The sequence below is a fragment of the Enterobacter sp. 22452 genome (assembly GCF_052045065.1).
In the GTDB taxonomy this organism is placed as follows: domain Bacteria; phylum Pseudomonadota; class Gammaproteobacteria; order Enterobacterales; family Enterobacteriaceae; genus Enterobacter; species Enterobacter mori.
The window spans coordinates 950518-966774 of the sequence record NZ_JBQEOB010000001.1 but is presented as its reverse complement, the minus strand read 5'-3'; the positions used below and the strand labels follow the sequence as shown (position 1 = coordinate 966774).

General features: G+C 55.5%; 20 protein-coding genes. All 20 read right to left on the bottom strand.

Annotation, left to right across the window (positions count from 1 at the left end; genetic code table 11):
- Positions 1 to 36 precede the first annotated feature (36 nt).
- The 20 genes from ACTJJA_RS04705 to ACTJJA_RS04610 all read right to left on the bottom strand — a co-directional run bounded on the left by ACTJJA_RS04705 (position 37) and on the right by ACTJJA_RS04610 (position 15499).
- Complete coding sequence (locus ACTJJA_RS04705; RefSeq protein ID WP_440666445.1) at positions 37 to 639, bottom strand: tail assembly protein; 603 nt, start codon at positions 637 to 639, stop codon at positions 37 to 39.
- Positions 620 to 1336, bottom strand: coding sequence for a C40 family peptidase (locus ACTJJA_RS04700; protein ID WP_440666443.1), 717 nt, complete (start codon positions 1334 to 1336; stop codon positions 620 to 622). The genes ACTJJA_RS04705 and ACTJJA_RS04700 overlap by 20 nt, the downstream gene beginning before the upstream one ends.
- A gap of 2 nt (positions 1337 to 1338) precedes the next feature.
- Positions 1339 to 2088: a phage minor tail protein L gene (locus tag ACTJJA_RS04695; protein WP_440666441.1), complete on the bottom strand. Its 750-nt coding sequence runs from the start codon at positions 2086 to 2088 to the stop codon at positions 1339 to 1341.
- 76 nt (positions 2089 to 2164) lie between these two features.
- Positions 2165 to 2653 (bottom strand): hypothetical protein, encoded by a 489-nt coding sequence (locus tag ACTJJA_RS04690; RefSeq protein ID WP_104440090.1) that lies wholly within the window; start codon positions 2651 to 2653, stop codon positions 2165 to 2167.
- A gap of 61 nt (positions 2654 to 2714) precedes the next feature.
- Positions 2715 to 3062 (bottom strand): phage tail protein, encoded by a 348-nt coding sequence (locus ACTJJA_RS04685; protein ID WP_068794909.1) that lies wholly within the window; start codon positions 3060 to 3062, stop codon positions 2715 to 2717.
- Positions 3062 to 6034: a phage tail tape measure C-terminal domain-containing protein gene (locus ACTJJA_RS04680; RefSeq protein WP_440666438.1), complete on the bottom strand. Its 2973-nt coding sequence runs from the start codon at positions 6032 to 6034 to the stop codon at positions 3062 to 3064. The genes ACTJJA_RS04685 and ACTJJA_RS04680 overlap by 1 nt, the downstream gene beginning before the upstream one ends.
- Before the next feature lie 228 nt (positions 6035 to 6262).
- Positions 6263 to 6607, bottom strand: coding sequence for a phage tail protein (locus tag ACTJJA_RS04675; protein WP_440666436.1), 345 nt, complete (start codon positions 6605 to 6607; stop codon positions 6263 to 6265).
- 58 nt (positions 6608 to 6665) lie between these two features.
- Entirely contained in the window at positions 6666 to 7139 is a 474-nt protein-coding gene (locus ACTJJA_RS04670) for a hypothetical protein (RefSeq protein ID WP_042863340.1), read from the bottom strand.
- A gap of 17 nt (positions 7140 to 7156) precedes the next feature.
- Positions 7157 to 7567 (bottom strand): HK97-gp10 family putative phage morphogenesis protein, encoded by a 411-nt coding sequence (locus ACTJJA_RS04665; protein ID WP_080317436.1) that lies wholly within the window; start codon positions 7565 to 7567, stop codon positions 7157 to 7159.
- 5 nt (positions 7568 to 7572) lie between these two features.
- Positions 7573 to 7953, bottom strand: coding sequence for a hypothetical protein (locus ACTJJA_RS04660; protein WP_238460571.1), 381 nt, complete (start codon positions 7951 to 7953; stop codon positions 7573 to 7575).
- Positions 7934 to 8275 (bottom strand): phage head completion protein, encoded by a 342-nt coding sequence (locus ACTJJA_RS04655; RefSeq protein ID WP_410379154.1) that lies wholly within the window; start codon positions 8273 to 8275, stop codon positions 7934 to 7936. The genes ACTJJA_RS04660 and ACTJJA_RS04655 overlap by 20 nt, the downstream gene beginning before the upstream one ends.
- On the bottom strand, positions 8272 to 8595 hold the full coding sequence (locus tag ACTJJA_RS04650; RefSeq protein ID WP_440666433.1) for a head-tail connector protein: 324 nt from the start codon (positions 8593 to 8595) through the stop codon (positions 8272 to 8274). Before ACTJJA_RS04650 ends, ACTJJA_RS04655 begins: the two co-directional genes overlap by 4 nt.
- Positions 8576 to 9013 carry a hypothetical protein gene (locus ACTJJA_RS04645; RefSeq protein WP_440666431.1) on the bottom strand — a complete coding sequence of 146 codons (438 nt, stop codon included), beginning with the start codon at positions 9011 to 9013 and terminating at the stop codon, positions 8576 to 8578. The genes ACTJJA_RS04650 and ACTJJA_RS04645 overlap by 20 nt, the downstream gene beginning before the upstream one ends.
- A gap of 59 nt (positions 9014 to 9072) precedes the next feature.
- Positions 9073 to 10368: a phage major capsid protein gene (locus ACTJJA_RS04640; protein WP_440666429.1), complete on the bottom strand. Its 1296-nt coding sequence runs from the start codon at positions 10366 to 10368 to the stop codon at positions 9073 to 9075.
- A gap of 68 nt (positions 10369 to 10436) precedes the next feature.
- The gene (locus ACTJJA_RS04635; protein ID WP_440666427.1) at positions 10437 to 11351 is read right to left on the bottom strand and encodes a S49 family peptidase; all 915 of its coding nucleotides are present in this window, start codon (positions 11349 to 11351) and stop codon (positions 10437 to 10439) included.
- A gap of 33 nt (positions 11352 to 11384) precedes the next feature.
- Positions 11385 to 12644, bottom strand: coding sequence for a phage portal protein (locus ACTJJA_RS04630; protein WP_050861117.1), 1260 nt, complete (start codon positions 12642 to 12644; stop codon positions 11385 to 11387).
- Positions 12644 to 12823, bottom strand: coding sequence for a hypothetical protein (locus ACTJJA_RS04625; protein WP_010433111.1), 180 nt, complete (start codon positions 12821 to 12823; stop codon positions 12644 to 12646). Before ACTJJA_RS04625 ends, ACTJJA_RS04630 begins: the two co-directional genes overlap by 1 nt.
- Positions 12817 to 14532 (bottom strand): terminase large subunit, encoded by a 1716-nt coding sequence (locus ACTJJA_RS04620; protein WP_440666425.1) that lies wholly within the window; start codon positions 14530 to 14532, stop codon positions 12817 to 12819. Before ACTJJA_RS04620 ends, ACTJJA_RS04625 begins: the two co-directional genes overlap by 7 nt.
- 34 nt (positions 14533 to 14566) lie before the next feature.
- Positions 14567 to 15001, bottom strand: coding sequence for a P27 family phage terminase small subunit (locus ACTJJA_RS04615; protein WP_029485139.1), 435 nt, complete (start codon positions 14999 to 15001; stop codon positions 14567 to 14569).
- A 135-nt stretch (positions 15002 to 15136) separates the two neighbouring features.
- Complete coding sequence (locus ACTJJA_RS04610; protein ID WP_214594167.1) at positions 15137 to 15499, bottom strand: HNH endonuclease; 363 nt, start codon at positions 15497 to 15499, stop codon at positions 15137 to 15139.
- Positions 15500 to 16257 lie beyond the last annotated feature (758 nt).

The following is a 16257-nucleotide window of genomic DNA, read 5'->3' as shown; positions in this document are numbered from 1 at the left end:
CTGAGCGGGAAAATTAAACATGTCGCGAGATAAGCGTTATTGCTGTTCTTCTGCATAGATGCCGCCGCTGATAAGAACACCGGCGACAAGACGCTTACCGAAGAGAAGATTGACGCCGTTCCCCGCTGCAGACTGGTTGATTGGGGAGCCAAACGAATAACTTTTCCGGGTATCACCGGAGTCCATCGTCATGCCCTGAGTGCCGCTGGGCGTGAGCATCTGGACAACGCCCCCAAGTGCCATTGCCGCCCCCATTTTGTAGAGGAACGGCGAGGCCACAGCAGCTGGCGTAAAGCTCAGCGCAAAACCCACCGCTACCAGCACAGCGCCGAAAATGGTCTGGAACACTCCCGCCTTTTTACTGCCGATAATGACCGGCGCAATCCTGATAACGTCATGCACACCGTTCAGGTGCAGCTCTTCTGCAGTCACGTTGCGGGAGCCGTTAAACACGCTGTAGGTCACGCCACGTCCTTCACTCGTATCGAGCCAGCGCTCAAAGCCGGGGAGCATGATACAAAGCGCCCTGATAGCCTCCCGCACCGAGGAAACGGAAAGGCGGTGCTCACGTCCAAATAAAGTGCCGAGCTTGCCATAGAGCCGCACAAGCACGATTTTCTCAACTGTGTTCATCGCCATTCTGGTACCTCAGTGTTAACATTGTTCTCTCGCGCCACATGCCGCCGTAGGGAACGACGTCGCTCAGTTTGCCGTACATGTGGTGCAGCATTTTCCCGTCGCCCAGATAGATGCCTGCATGGTTGATTTCTTCTGCCTTGTACTGCATCAGGATCACATCCCCTACCTGCAGTTCGTCGGCGTGAGAATAAAATCCCGCTTCGGCATAGTGTTTTACGTAAAGGTTTTCGCCGCGCGTCCACCAGTTGTCGTCACGGTGAAAATCAGGCAATTCGATGCCCCACTCCTGCTGATACCAGTCCCGGATGAGCCCGTAGCAATCCCAGCTGCCGTGTATAAAGGGCCGCTTGAGAATCGGTGGTGTATCTGCCGGTGTTGTCACAGTGTACTCACCGCCTGGCCACGACATAATCACCCAGGGCAATCCGGAGTCGTGGCACGACTTCAGATCGTCGGAGGAAGCGTGCGGCCCCGCATCCGGATGTGAATGAACGATGGCCAGCACCTCCCCCATATCCTCAGCATCAGCCCAGGCCTGCGCAGATATCATGAAGTGCTCTGTGGGATTTTCGTGTGAATTACTGCAGGGGATGTACCGGCGCTGGCGCGTGGCGCGAATAATCAGGCCACAACATTCATGGGGATAAGCTGCAGCAGCGTGTTTTTCAATGGCGGTAATAAGTCGCTGGCTCAGCATGATTAAATCCTCGTGATCGCAATCGCCGGAAAGCCGCCAAACGGCAGTTGCTCATCTTCCCCCCAGCGCAGCTTGCAACCTGCGACCGTTCCGGAGCAGACGTCATCAGCAGGGTTATCAACCGGGTTGCCGAACTTGTCGAAATACTTCGTGCCGGTGTAACCACAGTCCGCACCCCGATACTGGCCCTGCAGGCACCAGGCGCACCGGCTGGTCATTTGTCTGGCCGGAACCTTCTGTCCGGTCACGTCAACAGGCGAGCTCAGCTTGAACTGGACGTCCGTTTCGTTATCTGCCGTTTTGCTGTCGATGTAAAACACCTCCAGCTGCTCGGCAGTCGGATCGGCTTGTGAGTTCCCGTCCGGGAAATTACTGGCATCGAGGTAATGCGCATACGTTCGGTGGATGGTGACCTTGGCCTGCTTCATATCCTGAAAAAGGTGGCACAGCGCGGAGATCGAACCGTCCAGATTCCCAACGGATAATTTTGGCGATACCGGCGTTCCGTCACCGTTGGCTTCTATATCCTCAATCTGGCATGGCCAGAGATCGTATCGGATGCCCTGCCAGTAAATCGGCTTACCCGGTAGTTCCGATTCATCATCACCGGCAGCGAGGATTTCTTCTTCCGTGTACGCTACTGCGTGGTTGTGGAAATAGAGAACATCGGCCCCAAACGCGGTACCATCAACTTCAAACAGGACGATCTTGTTGTCGGGCTCGAGTTTTTGATCGTCAGCGGTTATCCCCATAAAAACCTCTCATTAGGAGCGCGACCCCATAACAAAAAACCCCGCAATGCGGGGTTTCAAAGGTGCCTTTTAGACGTTATTTAATGGCTTGCAAATTTGTCTCAAGTAGCCTTTCAAATTTCTTGGCTAATTCAGAAGGCATTCCCGATTTTATTCTTTCAATATGTGGTGCGTTAGTGACCATAACGGAAAGCGCGGTATTATCTGGCATTTCTTTATGCAATTTTTCCGCATAATGACGAACCGCATCCTCATTAAGAATAAAACTACCATCGGCCCTTTTCTCTACAAATTTGGATTCATGAACAGGAGATTCAGTGTCTGCTTTCACGTGTGGTAAGGCACTCTTGATAATCGCCTCTTTTAACACACCACCAGACAAAAGAATTGCACCGGTGACCAGAAGTGAGCACCCGATAGAGACAGTCATCTGTCTGGAGGCAATCAGCCCCGTATTATATACGTTCATCTGAGCGCCTGAGCTCACCGTGACATCCATATCAAGGCCCATGATGATGCATATAACACCTAGAGCCAGAACTACAAAACCACATATTCTAAGCATGACAACATTCCCTTATTTCAAAGAAAGCATCATAGCAAAATGATATTAATATCCCTCAGATTTATATTGGCTCGGCCCGATATGCCGTCGCAAATGTGACTGTAATTGTCATTCGTGCAAAATCAAGAGCCGTGACCTTCAGTTGCGATGCGCGGTAGAGACCAAGTTCACCCAACGGGTTGGTCCATTTGAATGCTTTGACTTCGCCATGCTCGCGCAAAAACTTGAGCACCGGCTTCATATCCTCATTCATACCGGTGAACGTTAATGGCCATGATTGCGTCTCCGGGTTAATGCCCTCTCCGGTTACTGCCTCATAGCCATCGCCGTATTGTACGCTGCTGGTTCGGTACTTAAAGTCTCCCACGGGGCCATTACGCGGAGACCAGGTAAACGTCTGCAATGCCATCAGGCCGTCCTCATTTTGGTGTCAATCATGCCTCCGTTGGCCAGTTCGCGATCAAGCGTTTCAATAACAAACTGCTTAAGTCGGGCTTTGGTCTCGCTGGTCAGAAGCTCCTGGCTTTTTGAGGAAGGTTCCTGGCTCCCGCCGCCCTGCTGAATGACCTGCAGCGGAATAGTTAAAGAGAAATGGAGGTTGCCCAGGTCAGCAGAGGGCTGCGAATACGAATCGCCGGATGGTTTTGCCACGCCGCCACCGACCAGCCCACCTTCGGCGTAGCCGTTGCCGTAAGTAAGCTGATTCAGGAAACTGAGCATGCCAGGCTTCTTGACCACAGATTGCGGAACCACCCATTCGCCACGGTGAACCACACCAGCGACGTCATGCTTTCCGCCGTCGCCGGTATAGCCCCCGTCAGCCCAACCGAACCAGCTGCTCACACCCAGCGCTGAAGCACCGGATTTGATAGCGTTCAGCATCAGCATCTTCGTGATCATCTTGCCAATATCGTCGATAACGGATACGGACAGCGATTTGAACTCTCCCTTTCCCTTCGACGCAACATTCCAGAGGGCAGTACCCATGCCATCCATCGCGTTTATGGCAATGTCGCGAACTTGGGTGAACTGGTTTTCAGCGTTAACCCGCCAGTCCGTCAGCCCTTTTTTCATCCCGTCAAACGATGACCCTTCTACCTGCTTTTTCCGCTCTGCACCGCTACGGACAATCTCCAGCTGCTTCTGCTCTTCATCCCTCAGCACCTCAGTTTGTTTTCGGTACAGTTCGGAACTGTGATCGGCAATCGTTTTATCCTGCTCTTCCCGGAGCTTTGCAAAACGCTCCCGGACCTGCTGCTCTGCTACCATCTGGTCATAGGCATCGGAGCTCATGGTCATCTGGGCGACACTGTTAGCATATTCCTGCTGCAGCTGCAGCGTTGAGCGATAAAGCTCCTGGTTCTGCTCCTGAATCTGAAGGCCGAGTTTGCGCTGCTGGTTGGCTTTATCCAGGCTGGCGTTAATCTCCAGCTGGTGCCGCAGCTCCGTTTCCTGCGCCAGAATACTGCGCTGGCCAGCGGTCAGGATGCGCTTCTCCTTGAGGTCCGCGATTTCCTGGTTGAACTGCGCCAGTTTCTTTTCCGACTGCGTCAGCGTATCGGTCTGTTCGTTCTGGGAGCGCAGCGCGGCCTCTTCCTGCCGAAGCTGATTCAGGCGGGTAGTTGCAGCATCGTCGCTGTACGCCTTCTCGCGGGATTTTTTCTGCTCGGCATACATTTTGTCGATGCCGCGCATTGCCTGCGTGTATTCAGTCGTTCCTTTGGTGAAATTGGCATTAACAAGCGCAACGGCATCGGCCCGCTCTTTTTCACGCGATGTACCGGCTTTTAGCAGCCCTGAAAGCGTGTTTTCATCCTTCAGACGCTTTGAGATTTCTTCACGCTGCTTTTTCTGCGCCTGATACTGCTTTTCCGCCTCTTCACGCTGCTTGATTGCCGGGTCGGGAGTGGTATCGAGGTCAACGCCTGCATCCGCAGCCATCGCCTGCGCGGTGGCGATGTGCGCGTCTCCCATCGTTTTGAACGCATCTGCGACAAAATCTTTCAGCGATTTCCAGGCGCTTTTCAGCCCACCTACATTCGATTCCTGCTCCTTGAGTTTGGTATCAAGGTCATTCATCGCCGCCTGCTGCAGCAGCGCCGTTGCTTCAGAGGTTTTCCCCTGGCGCTCGAGCGTGACTATCTGGTCTATCATGCTGCCGTTCAGCAAAATCCCCTGGTCGGTCAGCTTTTGAAGCGCCTGCAGCGGATCGCCTTTCAGGCTCGACAGCAGTGACACGAGATCGTCGGAGCTCTGCCCGATTTCCTCCATTCGCGTGCCGAGGCTGGCGACCTGCTCCAGCATATTGCCGCCGAAACCCGCCGACACGGATGCCGTAACCGCCTTAACGGCGCGATCTGAATCACCGAGGCTGGAGGTCAGGTTCTGCAGATACATCACCGACATAACGGACTGCTGGCCGGATTTCTGTAACGCCTGCGTATACCCTTTAATGACCGCTTCGCTGTTGTAGTAGGCCGAGTAAATCGCGGTCACCGCACCGGCGACGGCAATAACGGCCAGCCCGACAGGACCGCCGACCATCGCCATTGCTCCGCGCAGCAGGCCTACGCTGGCTGCAGCAGCTCGCTGGCCAAGAGATAACTCCTGGCTGGCCACGGCGAGCTGGCGCGTTGAGGTGGCCAGCTGCTGCTTACCGGCAGACTCGGCGATATCAGCTGCCAGCACCGTTTTCGTCGCTTCTGCAAGACTGCCCTTCGCCTTCGCTTCAGCAAGATTAGCCTCCTGAATGGTTCTGGCGTTTTTAACGTGCTCGGCCTCATAGCTGACGGCCAGCCCGTACTGCTTGTTCACCTCGGCCTGTTTGGCAAAATGCTCATCGAGCGCAAAGGCGCGCTCGCGGTCGGCACGGGCGGCTTCAATGGTCTTAACCGCAATATTCTGCTTCTCGATAGCTTCAGCACGCAGCTGCCTGGCGTTCTCTATCGAGCCCTGCGCGGCGCTTATCTGCGCCTGGGTAAACTCAATCTGGGCCTGTCGCTGTGATTTCAGGCCGGTAATACTGTTATCCAGCGCGGTGCTCATACCCTCGCTGAGGGCCGAAACCAGCGCCGTCGTGATAGAACTTCCGGCAACCGTGCTGCCAGCTGAAATGTTGGCCAGCAGACCACGCATTTCATCCAGCCCGGTCAGGCGTTTGTCGACCGTTTTGCCAAGTTTGTTAAAGTCGGCGTCCAGCCCGGTAATCCCCTTTCCCAGCCCTTCAAACGACTGCCGGGTTTTCTGGTTGTCCGTCTGGACTTTCCTGTTAAATTGCTGGGCGCTGCTGTCCGCCGTTCGCATAGCATCAGCAAACTGTGATTTAAAGCTGGCGGAGTTGAGATGCAGCGCGACAGCCAATGACGCAACGTCAGCAGCCATGTCCTAATATCCTGAAGCAGTCAGCGAACTGCTGGTCGCTTTCAGATTGCGCAGCAGTCACCGGAGGAGAATGCACCGGCGCTGACGTTTCGGCCTCCGTTCTCAGGAGATCGAAATAGGCCTGCCAGTGGGTCAGTATGTTCGCCGGAAGCTCGGCTATTTTGCGGGGGTCCGGCTCGTCCCATCGGTCTGCCAGCGTGAACAGCATCCTGAGATGGGACGAGTCGGTTAGTTTTTTGTGGCTTCCTCCAGCGTGCCGTAAGAATGGCGCTGAACGAGCGTGACCGCGTCGAGAAGATCGGCGTTCGCGTGGGCGGCCATCAGCTGTTCTGCAGTGGGTAGTTCGCTGGCTTTGGGCTTGCTGCCGTCTTCATTGACCAGCGCTGCCAGAAACAGGTTTACCCCCATCGCCGATAGCTCTCGCGACGGAAGCCTGGCCTGGCGTCCGGCTTCAACTTTGTCGTTATAGTCATCCAGCTCGGCGCTGGTCAGGCGGCGAAGATACACCTTCTGGCCGAGGAGCGTTTTTTCAACGGTGGTATTCAGTGGGTTGATAAGGGATTTGTAGTTCATGTTTTTTATCCTGTTTCATCAGTAAAAAGCCCCGCGACCGGCGCGGGGAAATAGAGGGTTACTCGCCGCCACCGGCTGGCTGCTCAACGGACCATTTAACGCTGTTCTGCTTGCCGTAGACCTCAACCTGCAGCACTTTGCCTTTCGGCGTGTCAACGGCCTGCAGGCTCCAGCCAGCCAGCACCAGTTCAACTTCTGAAATGCGCTTGTTGGGGAACTTCATGAAGAAGACCACCGTTTTTTTCGCATCGGCGTCGCTCAGCAGCGCTTCCTGCACGGTATCGGATGGATCGTCAATGAAGACGAGCGTTTTATCTTCGCCCTCGCCCATGTCGGCCATGTATTTCGGCTCTTTGTCGATGAGGCGCGTCACTTCGAGGAAGGTGCCTTTTTTCCCCGTGGCCCCAATCCCCATCGCGCTCTGCAGAAGCGCGGCGGTGGTAATGGTTGCGCCCTTCTGACCGTAGCGAACCTCGGTACCCGCAGGGAGTACCGCGTACTCTGACGGGGATTTGATTTCTGGATCTGCCATTTACTCTCTCCTGATTGCTAACGCCCTTCGAGGCCCAGCCGGATTTCTGCGGCCAGCACTTTAAGGATTTTTTGAACGTTGTAGTCCATCGCCGGACGAATGAAGGGGTCGGCGACCTGTTTGACGGTGCCGAACTCCTGCGCCACCGCTTTCATGTGGTGAATTTTGCTGGGACCGACGCGCAGCGTAACGATGGTGTTATAGCGCGAGGTCTCTGCCACGTTGGTGCTGCGGATTTTGATGGAGTCGCGCATGTGCGGCCCGATGCTTTCCTCATCAAAACCGGCGTGCTGCCGCATATCCTGCTCAACGACCGCAAGCGCGGCGCGTCCGGCATCGCGCAGAAGTTTCACCCCGACTTTCTTGTCGATGCTTTCCAGCAGCCGGTCAAACTCCTTCCCGGTGGGGAATTTAATGTCCATCTGCATGGCGTTTACTCCGGAACGGTGAAGATGAAGTCGCGCACCAGCCGGTACTGGATGCGGTTGTTGGGAAGCGTGGTTTTCCCCTGCTGTATGCCTCCGCGCTCAACGTACTGGACGGGCTGACCCTCCAGCTGGCCATGAACAATTTCCTTCCATTCAGCCCAGAGCGCCCCGTCGAACTGAAGCAGCGACGTGTACCGGTCGACAACATAAAGCGAAATCTGTATCCGGACCTCGGACAGCCCGGTCCGCCTCAGTCCGTCACCAACCTGCGGGTCGGAAATACGCTGGAACGTCGCGCCTTCCTGCACCGTATCCGGAAGCAGCAGCGGGTACGTATCCAGCCCGGTAATCCGCTCGACGGCGGTTTTAATTGCTGACTCGATCATGGCGTGAATCCGCCTCTCCGGTGATGATTATCCGATCCGTCAGGCGCTCGACGTTGCGAACGGTATATACCCGGTCCGCTGTCGATACCTTCCAGTCCACGTCAACCTTACGCGGGTACAGCGTGAAGAGGCACGTTTCGACGACCTGCTGCTGGTCCAGCGTCCGGACCTTCCGCCCGGAGACCAGCTCCTTTCTGGACCAGGCCTTTCCGGCGCTCACCTCACGGGCCGGAAGCGTCTCGCCGAGCTCCCCGCGTTCTGTTTCCATGTAGCTAAGTGTTATCCGGCAGTTCAGCTCGCCGGGGCGCAGGGGGTCACTCATACGGTATGCTCCATTAGCGGGAACAGCAGGTACTCAACGCCCAAATCGGACGGCGAACCTTCTGCCGTGCCGGTGGGATTCAGATACCACTGCGAGACCATCATCTTCGCGGCCAGCTTGATATCTTCATCAATGAGGTAACCCGTCTCACCGTCAGGCAGTGCGTCAAGCTGCGCCTGGTTCTCTACCAGCCTGCAGTAGTAGCTGCGCTCGATGCTGCGCTGAGCCGCGTCAATCAGGCTGGTCAGCAGGCTGTCGTGCTCATCAAAATCCAGCTCGAGGCGCAGCTGGGTTTTGGCTTCAGCCAATGTCAGTATCATGCGCGTCATCGTCCTTATTCGGTTGAAGGGCGCGTTCTGCATCTTTTGCCCAGACGGCGATATTTCGGTCCACCATGTCCTGAGCGACGGCGCTGTCAAAGCAGGCCACATCGCCACGGCTGTAGCGGCTGAACGGGCCAAGGAACGTCACCGCAACGCGCCCGTTTTGTACCGCAGCGACTTTTCCAGTCAGTTTTGACATACGTTCCTCTGGGGTTTCGTCCTGTTTCGCATCACCACCTGAATCCGTATCGTCGCCGTCCGGACCGGGTTCGGTACCATCACCGGCATCGCCTGCAGAACCGGTGTTAACGTCTGGTGCAGGTGCTGAAGTATCAGCTGCAGTCGTTACCGCTGGCTCGGCGTTGGCGTCGGTGGCGGTATCGTCTTTCTGAGTGTTTTTGGTTTTAGGAGCCATGATGTTCACCTGTAAAAAAGCCCGCACAGGGCGGGCTGTTAATCACGATTGTCGGAATATTACCAGGTAACGCCGGTACCCAGCGCCAGGCCTTCGATATGGCGGAAGCCGATATCGTGCTCCATGATGACGCGGATCAGGGACTGGTTACGCGCGAACGCGGAAACGGTGTTCCCGTCTGCATCGATGTAGGTCGCCTCGCGGGAGAAATCGACCACCATTGCGCCGTCTTCACCAATCAGGACATCGTTGAAGTCCGCAAAGTAAATCTCAGACTCCTTGCCGCCCGTGCCCAGGTTCGCCGGAATAGCAGAGGTGCGCTCAATCGGATAGCCTTTCAGCATACCCGCTGCCATTTCCGGATAAACCTTGTTGCCGTTCCCGTCGCGCAGGCCGAAGAGCTTCATGTAGGTGCGGTTGGACATACCCCAGCCGCACTTCAGCATGTTGCTGTTACCGTCCATCGCCATAAGGATCAGCGCATCAAGGTAGGTATCGATGGTCTGCAGGTTCACTTCGTCATCTGCAATCCACGCATGCGTGCGGCTACCCGCCGTGGCCACGGCCTTCATCCCTTTCGGGGTGTCGTTGGTGCCGTCATCGCGGAGGAACGCCTTATCTTCACGGGTGGAAATGCCGCTGATGATGTCGTCTAAAATCAACTGCTCGACGTTGAAGCCGCCGCGTCCAATCAGCTGGTTGGAAATTGGCACCATGGTGATCAACGTTTTGGCGTTCAGTTTGACGTCATCGAAGGTCGCACCGCTCGCCTTCACATCCTTGCCTTCACCGACATAGCTGGCCGTTGAGCCGCTGGCCAGTCGCGGGATCGCCAGATTACCGTTCGGCAGCGGGATGCTTCGCGCCCCGAGCTTACGCACGATGGTGCGGTCGCGCAGAAGCTCAATCACCTCGTTCTGCATGTTCTGCGGAACGAGCGCGCCGCCGGAATTGGCAGCTGTGCTGATCGCCATCGACAGCCCCTGATCGTTCAGGTCTTCCGCAGCGAACGCGGCGGCCTGCTGCAGGTCGCCCTTACCTGCCGCGATGGCCATCACCATGCGGGTCATGCCTGCACCTTTATACTGTGGCGGCTCGGCTTTCACATGCACTGCCGGTGCGTTACGACCGTTCTGCGCAGCCTTCACCGGAACCGCCGTGGTGGCGGCGAGGCGTTCTGCCGCTTCCAGGCGCTCAATGGATGCCGAAAGCTCATCAAACTGAGCCTGCAGGCCAGTGAATTGCTCCAGCTGCTCCGCGCTCAGCGTGCCGCCGTTCATTTCAATCTGTGCCAGGGCCTGAACCTGAGTGTTAATACCCGCACGCTGGCGACGCAGTTCTTCGATTTTGTTCATCGTTTTTCTCTCTTTTACGCATAAAAAAAGCAGCCATCTGGCTGCTTACGGTGACGCTTCGCGTCGGGTTACATACGGGCCTGCTGATCCATAACAGCAGCACGTAACTGGATACTGGATTGCTGGGGCGAGGGTTTGTATTTCGCGGCAATCGCGTTGATGGCTGACTGAGGATCGGACATCTCATCTGCCAGCCCTGCCGCTATGGCGTTCTGCCCGAAATACAGCGCGGCCTGGGTGCCGATAACGGCGTCGATATCTATGCCGCGATACTGCGCGACGGAGGACGTGAACGTCTGGTATGCGCCGTCGATCATCGCCTGTATCTGGGACGTGGCCAGCTCCGTCAGCGGTTCATGTGGGGAGCCGTTGTTCTTGTTATCGCCGCGCGAGAACGTGGTAAATTTCAGCCCCACGCTCTCCTCCCATTTCGATGCTTCCATGTGCTCCAGGATGACCCCGATGGAGCCCACGCCGCTGGTTTCGCTGACGATAATTTTGCTGCAGGCCGACGCGATAAAGTACGCCGCAGAGAACGCGCTGAAGTTCACGATGGCCGTAATGGGCTTCACGCTGCGCGACTGGTAAATGTAGTCAGCCAGCTCCTTACAGCCCGATACCGCGCCGCCGCCCGAGTTAATATCGAGCACGATTTCTTTAATGCCCTGGTCGTTCAGAAGGGAAGCCAGCTGGCCGCGAATACGCTCGTAGCTGTTCAGCTCCGTACACATATTCACGATCTGGCCACGCCGGGGGACCAGGATGCCGTGGACAGGAATAACGCCCACGCCGCCGCTTTGCTGAGGTTCATTCGTTTCCTGTGACTCATCCGGCCCCAGGGCCATTTCCAGCGGGGCCACATTCATGCCCTGCAGGCGGGGAACCAGGATCGACTTCACCGAGTCCATGATTTGCCGCGTGGCGTAGTGAGGCACCCCGAACACCTGGTCAGCCAGGTGCGGCAGGTTGATTAATTTCGACATTGTGTATACCTGTGAGAGCCTGATAATCAGGTTTTATGCAGTTCGCTGCAGGATTGCGCTGATTTCGCTTATCTGCGCGGGGGTGGCTTTATCCAGCCCGTGAACGGTGCTGGTATCGACCATATTCAGCGGCGTCAGATACTTGTCGCCGCCCTCTACCGGGGCCATGTTCTCCATGCGCCGGATATCGTTTACCGACAGCCAGCCCCACTGGCGGCCCAGCGCGTAGGACTCGTAACGCGATTTCTGATCGCCGCGTAGTAGCGACGAGACGTTGAACTCGATGTAAAAGTCGCGACGCTCGCTGGGTAACAACAAATCGCGCATCATCGCCGCTTCATGGCGCTTCAGCCAGGCCAGCAGCGTGTACATCACGTACTGAAGCCCCTGGTGCTCGATGTTGTTGTTGGTCGATTTGTCGAGAAGTTGAATCATGTGCGGCGGGATTTTGTAAAGCCGACACACCTCGTTTACCGTCCACTGGCGCGACTGCAGCAGCTGCGCTTTTTCGTTGTCCTGCGACAGCTGCTTATAGCTCATGCCCTCCTGCAGCAACGCCACGCTGAAGGCGTTTCGCACACCGGAATACCGGTCCGTCCATTTGGCCAGAAGCTTGTCAATTGACGCCTGGCTCTTGATGGCTCCCGCCTCTTTGGGGCGCTCAATCACACCGGACATCGTGGTGCCACGGGCGAACACCTGCGCGGCGTGCTGCTCAACAGCCATGCCCAGCCCGAGAACGTCCGCGTTCGTCTGAATCGGTGAGGTGCCGATGTACCCGTCGAGCGAGAAATACTTGATGTGGTGCATCATGCGCATCGGCACCGTTTCACCCAGCTCAGGCAGCTCGTAATACGGCATCCCGTCCGGCCCTTTCAGGACGATGACCTTTTTGGGGTTAATCGGTATCAGTTCAGCGATATCGCCGTTGCCGTGCCGGTCAATCAGGGAATAGCTGTTACCCTCAAGCCCCAGCACGCCCTGCTGCTGTTCGTAATACTCAAAGCTGGTGTCCTTTCTGTTCGGCTGGGAGTGGATTACATCGTACAGGGGATGATCCGTTGCCCTGCGCCGACCGCCTTTTTCGTCGCGCTGATAAAGCTCGACGGGCAGCTGGGCGATGGATTCGGCAAGGAGCGTTACGCAGGCGCGTATGGCCCCAATCCCCATTGCCGTTTCCGGCGTAACCAGCATGCCCGATGAGCTCTTGCTGGCGCTGACGCTCCCGAGAACCGTTGTCCAGTTACTCCCTCCCGGACGCGACCTGCCCCGGAAGAACTGAGGAATGAACATCAGTTACCCCCTGGAGAATCATTCGCAGGCGCAGCGGCTCTGGCAGCAAAATAGGATGCCAGAAGGCAAAACACGCCTGCAGCAATAACGCCTGCAGGCGGAAACACCATCCACGCGCCAAACGAGATAAGCGCCGCGCCGAACAGGCCGATCATAAAAGTAATAATTGCCGTTAACATGCGACGTCTTCCTCATCATAAACGGATTGATTGCTGGCCCGACCGTTCAGCATTGCGCGGCCGATAGCCATAAACAGCGCTGTCGCGCCGTCGATTTTTGACTGCTTGTCGCCCTTCGTCGGCCGGACGATATCGTCGCTTCCGGGGACATTTTTTCCGATAACGTTGCTGATACACCATGACAGGACCGGGTTCCCGTCATGGTGGAAACGACCGCCAGCGAGCGCCGCTTCCAGCTCCTTCATCGGCGGCGACATGTTGGTGTAGTCCTGCCGGATAGAAATGGGCTCAAACCCGTGGTCCTGCAGCTCGTGGCTGAGTGCCGTGGCCCCGCTGGGGTCGATGGGGATTTCGCTGACGCGGACCTTATCAATTTCCTGAAGGTCGATAATGCTGGCCAGGATTTCGCGATAGTCCGCTTCTGCCCCATCTGTCGCTTCAAGCGCCCCCATTTCGACGAACTTCACATACCGGTCTGCAGTTTTGGCAATTTTCGGGTCCGTGCTCCGGACCGTGTCCTCCGGTACCCAAAATTTCGGCCTGATGCAGTAGTAATGTTTCTTACCCTCAATTTCGCGGACGAAAACGCCAACACCCGCGTTAAGATCAAGACGCTGGGCGAGGTCCAGACCGAGGTAATAATCCTCTCCTGCAAAGTCCTCGTAGCGCAGGGATTTATCGGCGGCGGCATGCCATTGCGTCATGTTGTAGAACGCGGCTTTACCGGATACCCAGATATTCAGACGCTTCGTTTTAAAGGCGTTGGCCTTGCGCGGAACCTGTTTAGCGACCTCCATCTCCGCCAGCAGATCGTCATACGATATCAACACGTTGAGGTTAGGGTTCGCTTTAATGAAGTTGGTCGGGTCGGTCCAGTCGTCCCCTTCATCGAGCTCGTAAACCAGGCCAAACAGGCGGTCGTTAGGCACATGCCCGTTGAGCATCTCCTTGACCTGCTTATCCTTGTCGTAGCATGGCGATTCCAGCGACGTACCCGCCGTGGTGATGATAAGCGTCAGCGGCTGCGAACGTGCGCCCATGCCCAGCGTCATGGCTTCATACATGTGATCCGTATCGTGCTCATGATATTCATCAATGATCGCGCAGTGAGGGCTGTCACCGTCGCCAGGCTTCCCGGCGATGGGCGCGAACAGCGAACCGTCAGGACGGGTCAGGCTGTCAACCCAGACCGAAATATTGAATTTTGAACGGAGCGACGGAAGGCGGTCTGCCATCTGCCTGGCTGGGGTGAAGACCTTTTTCGCCTGCGCCATCGTGGTGGCCCCGCAGTACACTTCCGCGCTGTTTTCACCATCAGCGCAGAACATGTACGTGCCTATGCCTGCCGCGAAAAACGATTTCCCGTTCTTCCTGGCCACCCGGATATACGCTTCGCGAAATCGGCGCTTTTTGGTCTTTTTCGTGACCCAGCCGAAAATTGAGCTGAATGCAAACGCCTGCCAGGGTTCCAGCTTCAGTTTTTGACCGGCTAAATCACCGCTGGAATGCGGTAAAAGCTGAACGAAACGGCAGGCACGTTCCGCCAGTTCACGGTCGAACCGGTAGGGATAATCCTTATCGAGAGAAATTTTCAGATCATTAAAATGGCGCTGGCATGCCAGCTGGATGCTCTTGCAGGTGAGTATTTTCCCGTTCAGCACATCCCGCGCATACTGGTTCGCCATATTGACGCTCGGGTACGCGGCCATAATAAGTCCCTAAGAATTGGGAACATCGTCCCAATCAAAATTCGTCAAATTCATTGCCGGATTTACTTTCTTCGCCCGGCGCGCGTTTTCTGGCTCTGCTGTTGGGATCAAGTTTCAGAACTACGCTAAGACGGATAAGCTGTGAGATATACTTATCCCGCGCCTTTACTGCAGCTCCCATTTTCTGCCCACCGGCAGCAGTTTCATCCCCAATCCCATCAGCTTTTATTTCCTGGTTCGCGTCGTAAAGGAGCTGCACCGTATTGCAATATTCCATCAGCAGATAGCAGTCCTCCATTTCAAACGAACCACGATTAATCAGAATTTTACAGGTTCGTTTCCAGGCATCGATCGCCATCTCACCCAGCAGTTCATCCGGCGGTGAAACTGCACGAGTCAGAGAACTGACCTGCGTTCCGGTCTTCTTCGGCTTACGGCCTCCACCCGGCGATCTCACTCCGGTACTCATAGCGAAACACCTCAAAAATCATCAAAAAAAATTCTTATTTCTCACGCGCAAAAAACTACCGGGAGCGGCAGTCCTCAAAAGCGAAAGGGGTCGAGGATTTGATCCCCCCTACCCCATGTGCTGACCTGCCGAGTTTCACCGGAGACGCTCCTTTGCAGTCTTAGCTCTGTGGCATGGCCAGCACAATGCTTCCAGATTGAAATCATCATCCGTTCCGCCGTGAGCCTTAGCGAGGATATGGTCGACGGTACTCGCACGGGTTGCTATACCAACGCGTCGGCACGACTGGCAGATGTGTTTATCTCGCTGGAGAATACGTGCACGCCTGACTTCCCAGGGACGCCCGTATCCACGCTCTTGTCGGCTTTTGCCGTTCTGATAGTTGCGCCATCCTTCGCCGGCATGCTGCTGCCGATGTTCATCGCAGTAGCCACTTGAGTCATTTGTCAGCGCGGCACAGCCTTTGTGCCTGCATGGCCTTTTAATACGTGGTGGCATATCTAACGACCAAGCCTATGGTTTAGTTTGTTTATTTATATCGATTTAAGAGAGACATTCTTTATCCGCATTAAGGGATACGGCAAAGCAACAAGAAGAAAGGAAGCAGTGGTTGCCTACAGTAACTCATAAATAGCGAGAGCCTGCGAGGTCGCCGCCCCGTAACATGTTTGATAGCCGGAAAGGACCCATAGAGCCTCAGATGCCTTGGGGGGACAGTCATATCCTCGGGTGGGGATATTGTAGTTATTATCCGCCACAGGGGATAATCCAGGATAACTCTTAAAACCTACCGCTTACGCTTGTTAATGCGACCAGGTCGTCCATCATTAAGATTCTCTGAACTGGCTCCTACCAATACCAGAGAAAATAGCACCTTAAACGAAACTAGCCGTTTTTCAGCTGCCCTCCACTGGAGGGCTTTTTTTTACAATTACTGGCCAAAATCAGTTGATCTAGAATCTAATTAATTTTTCAATCTAACCGCTTATGCTTGTTAATTCCCAGTTAAGTGCCAGGCTAAACGTGACTCTGATGTGGAGAATGCCAACTCCAGGGAAACATCGATAAAAAGAGCATGTGAAACTGAGACTCCTGTAGCCTCCCTTGTGGGGGCATTTTTTCAAAAAAAAGCCAGCTCGGACAGAACTGGCTGGGTCTAGCAGTAAGTAAGTAGCAATTCGCACCTTGGTCGACAAATTATATATTCCCTTATCTTTCACTCATGTGCCGGGTGCCTCCCGGTGAACTTGCCACAG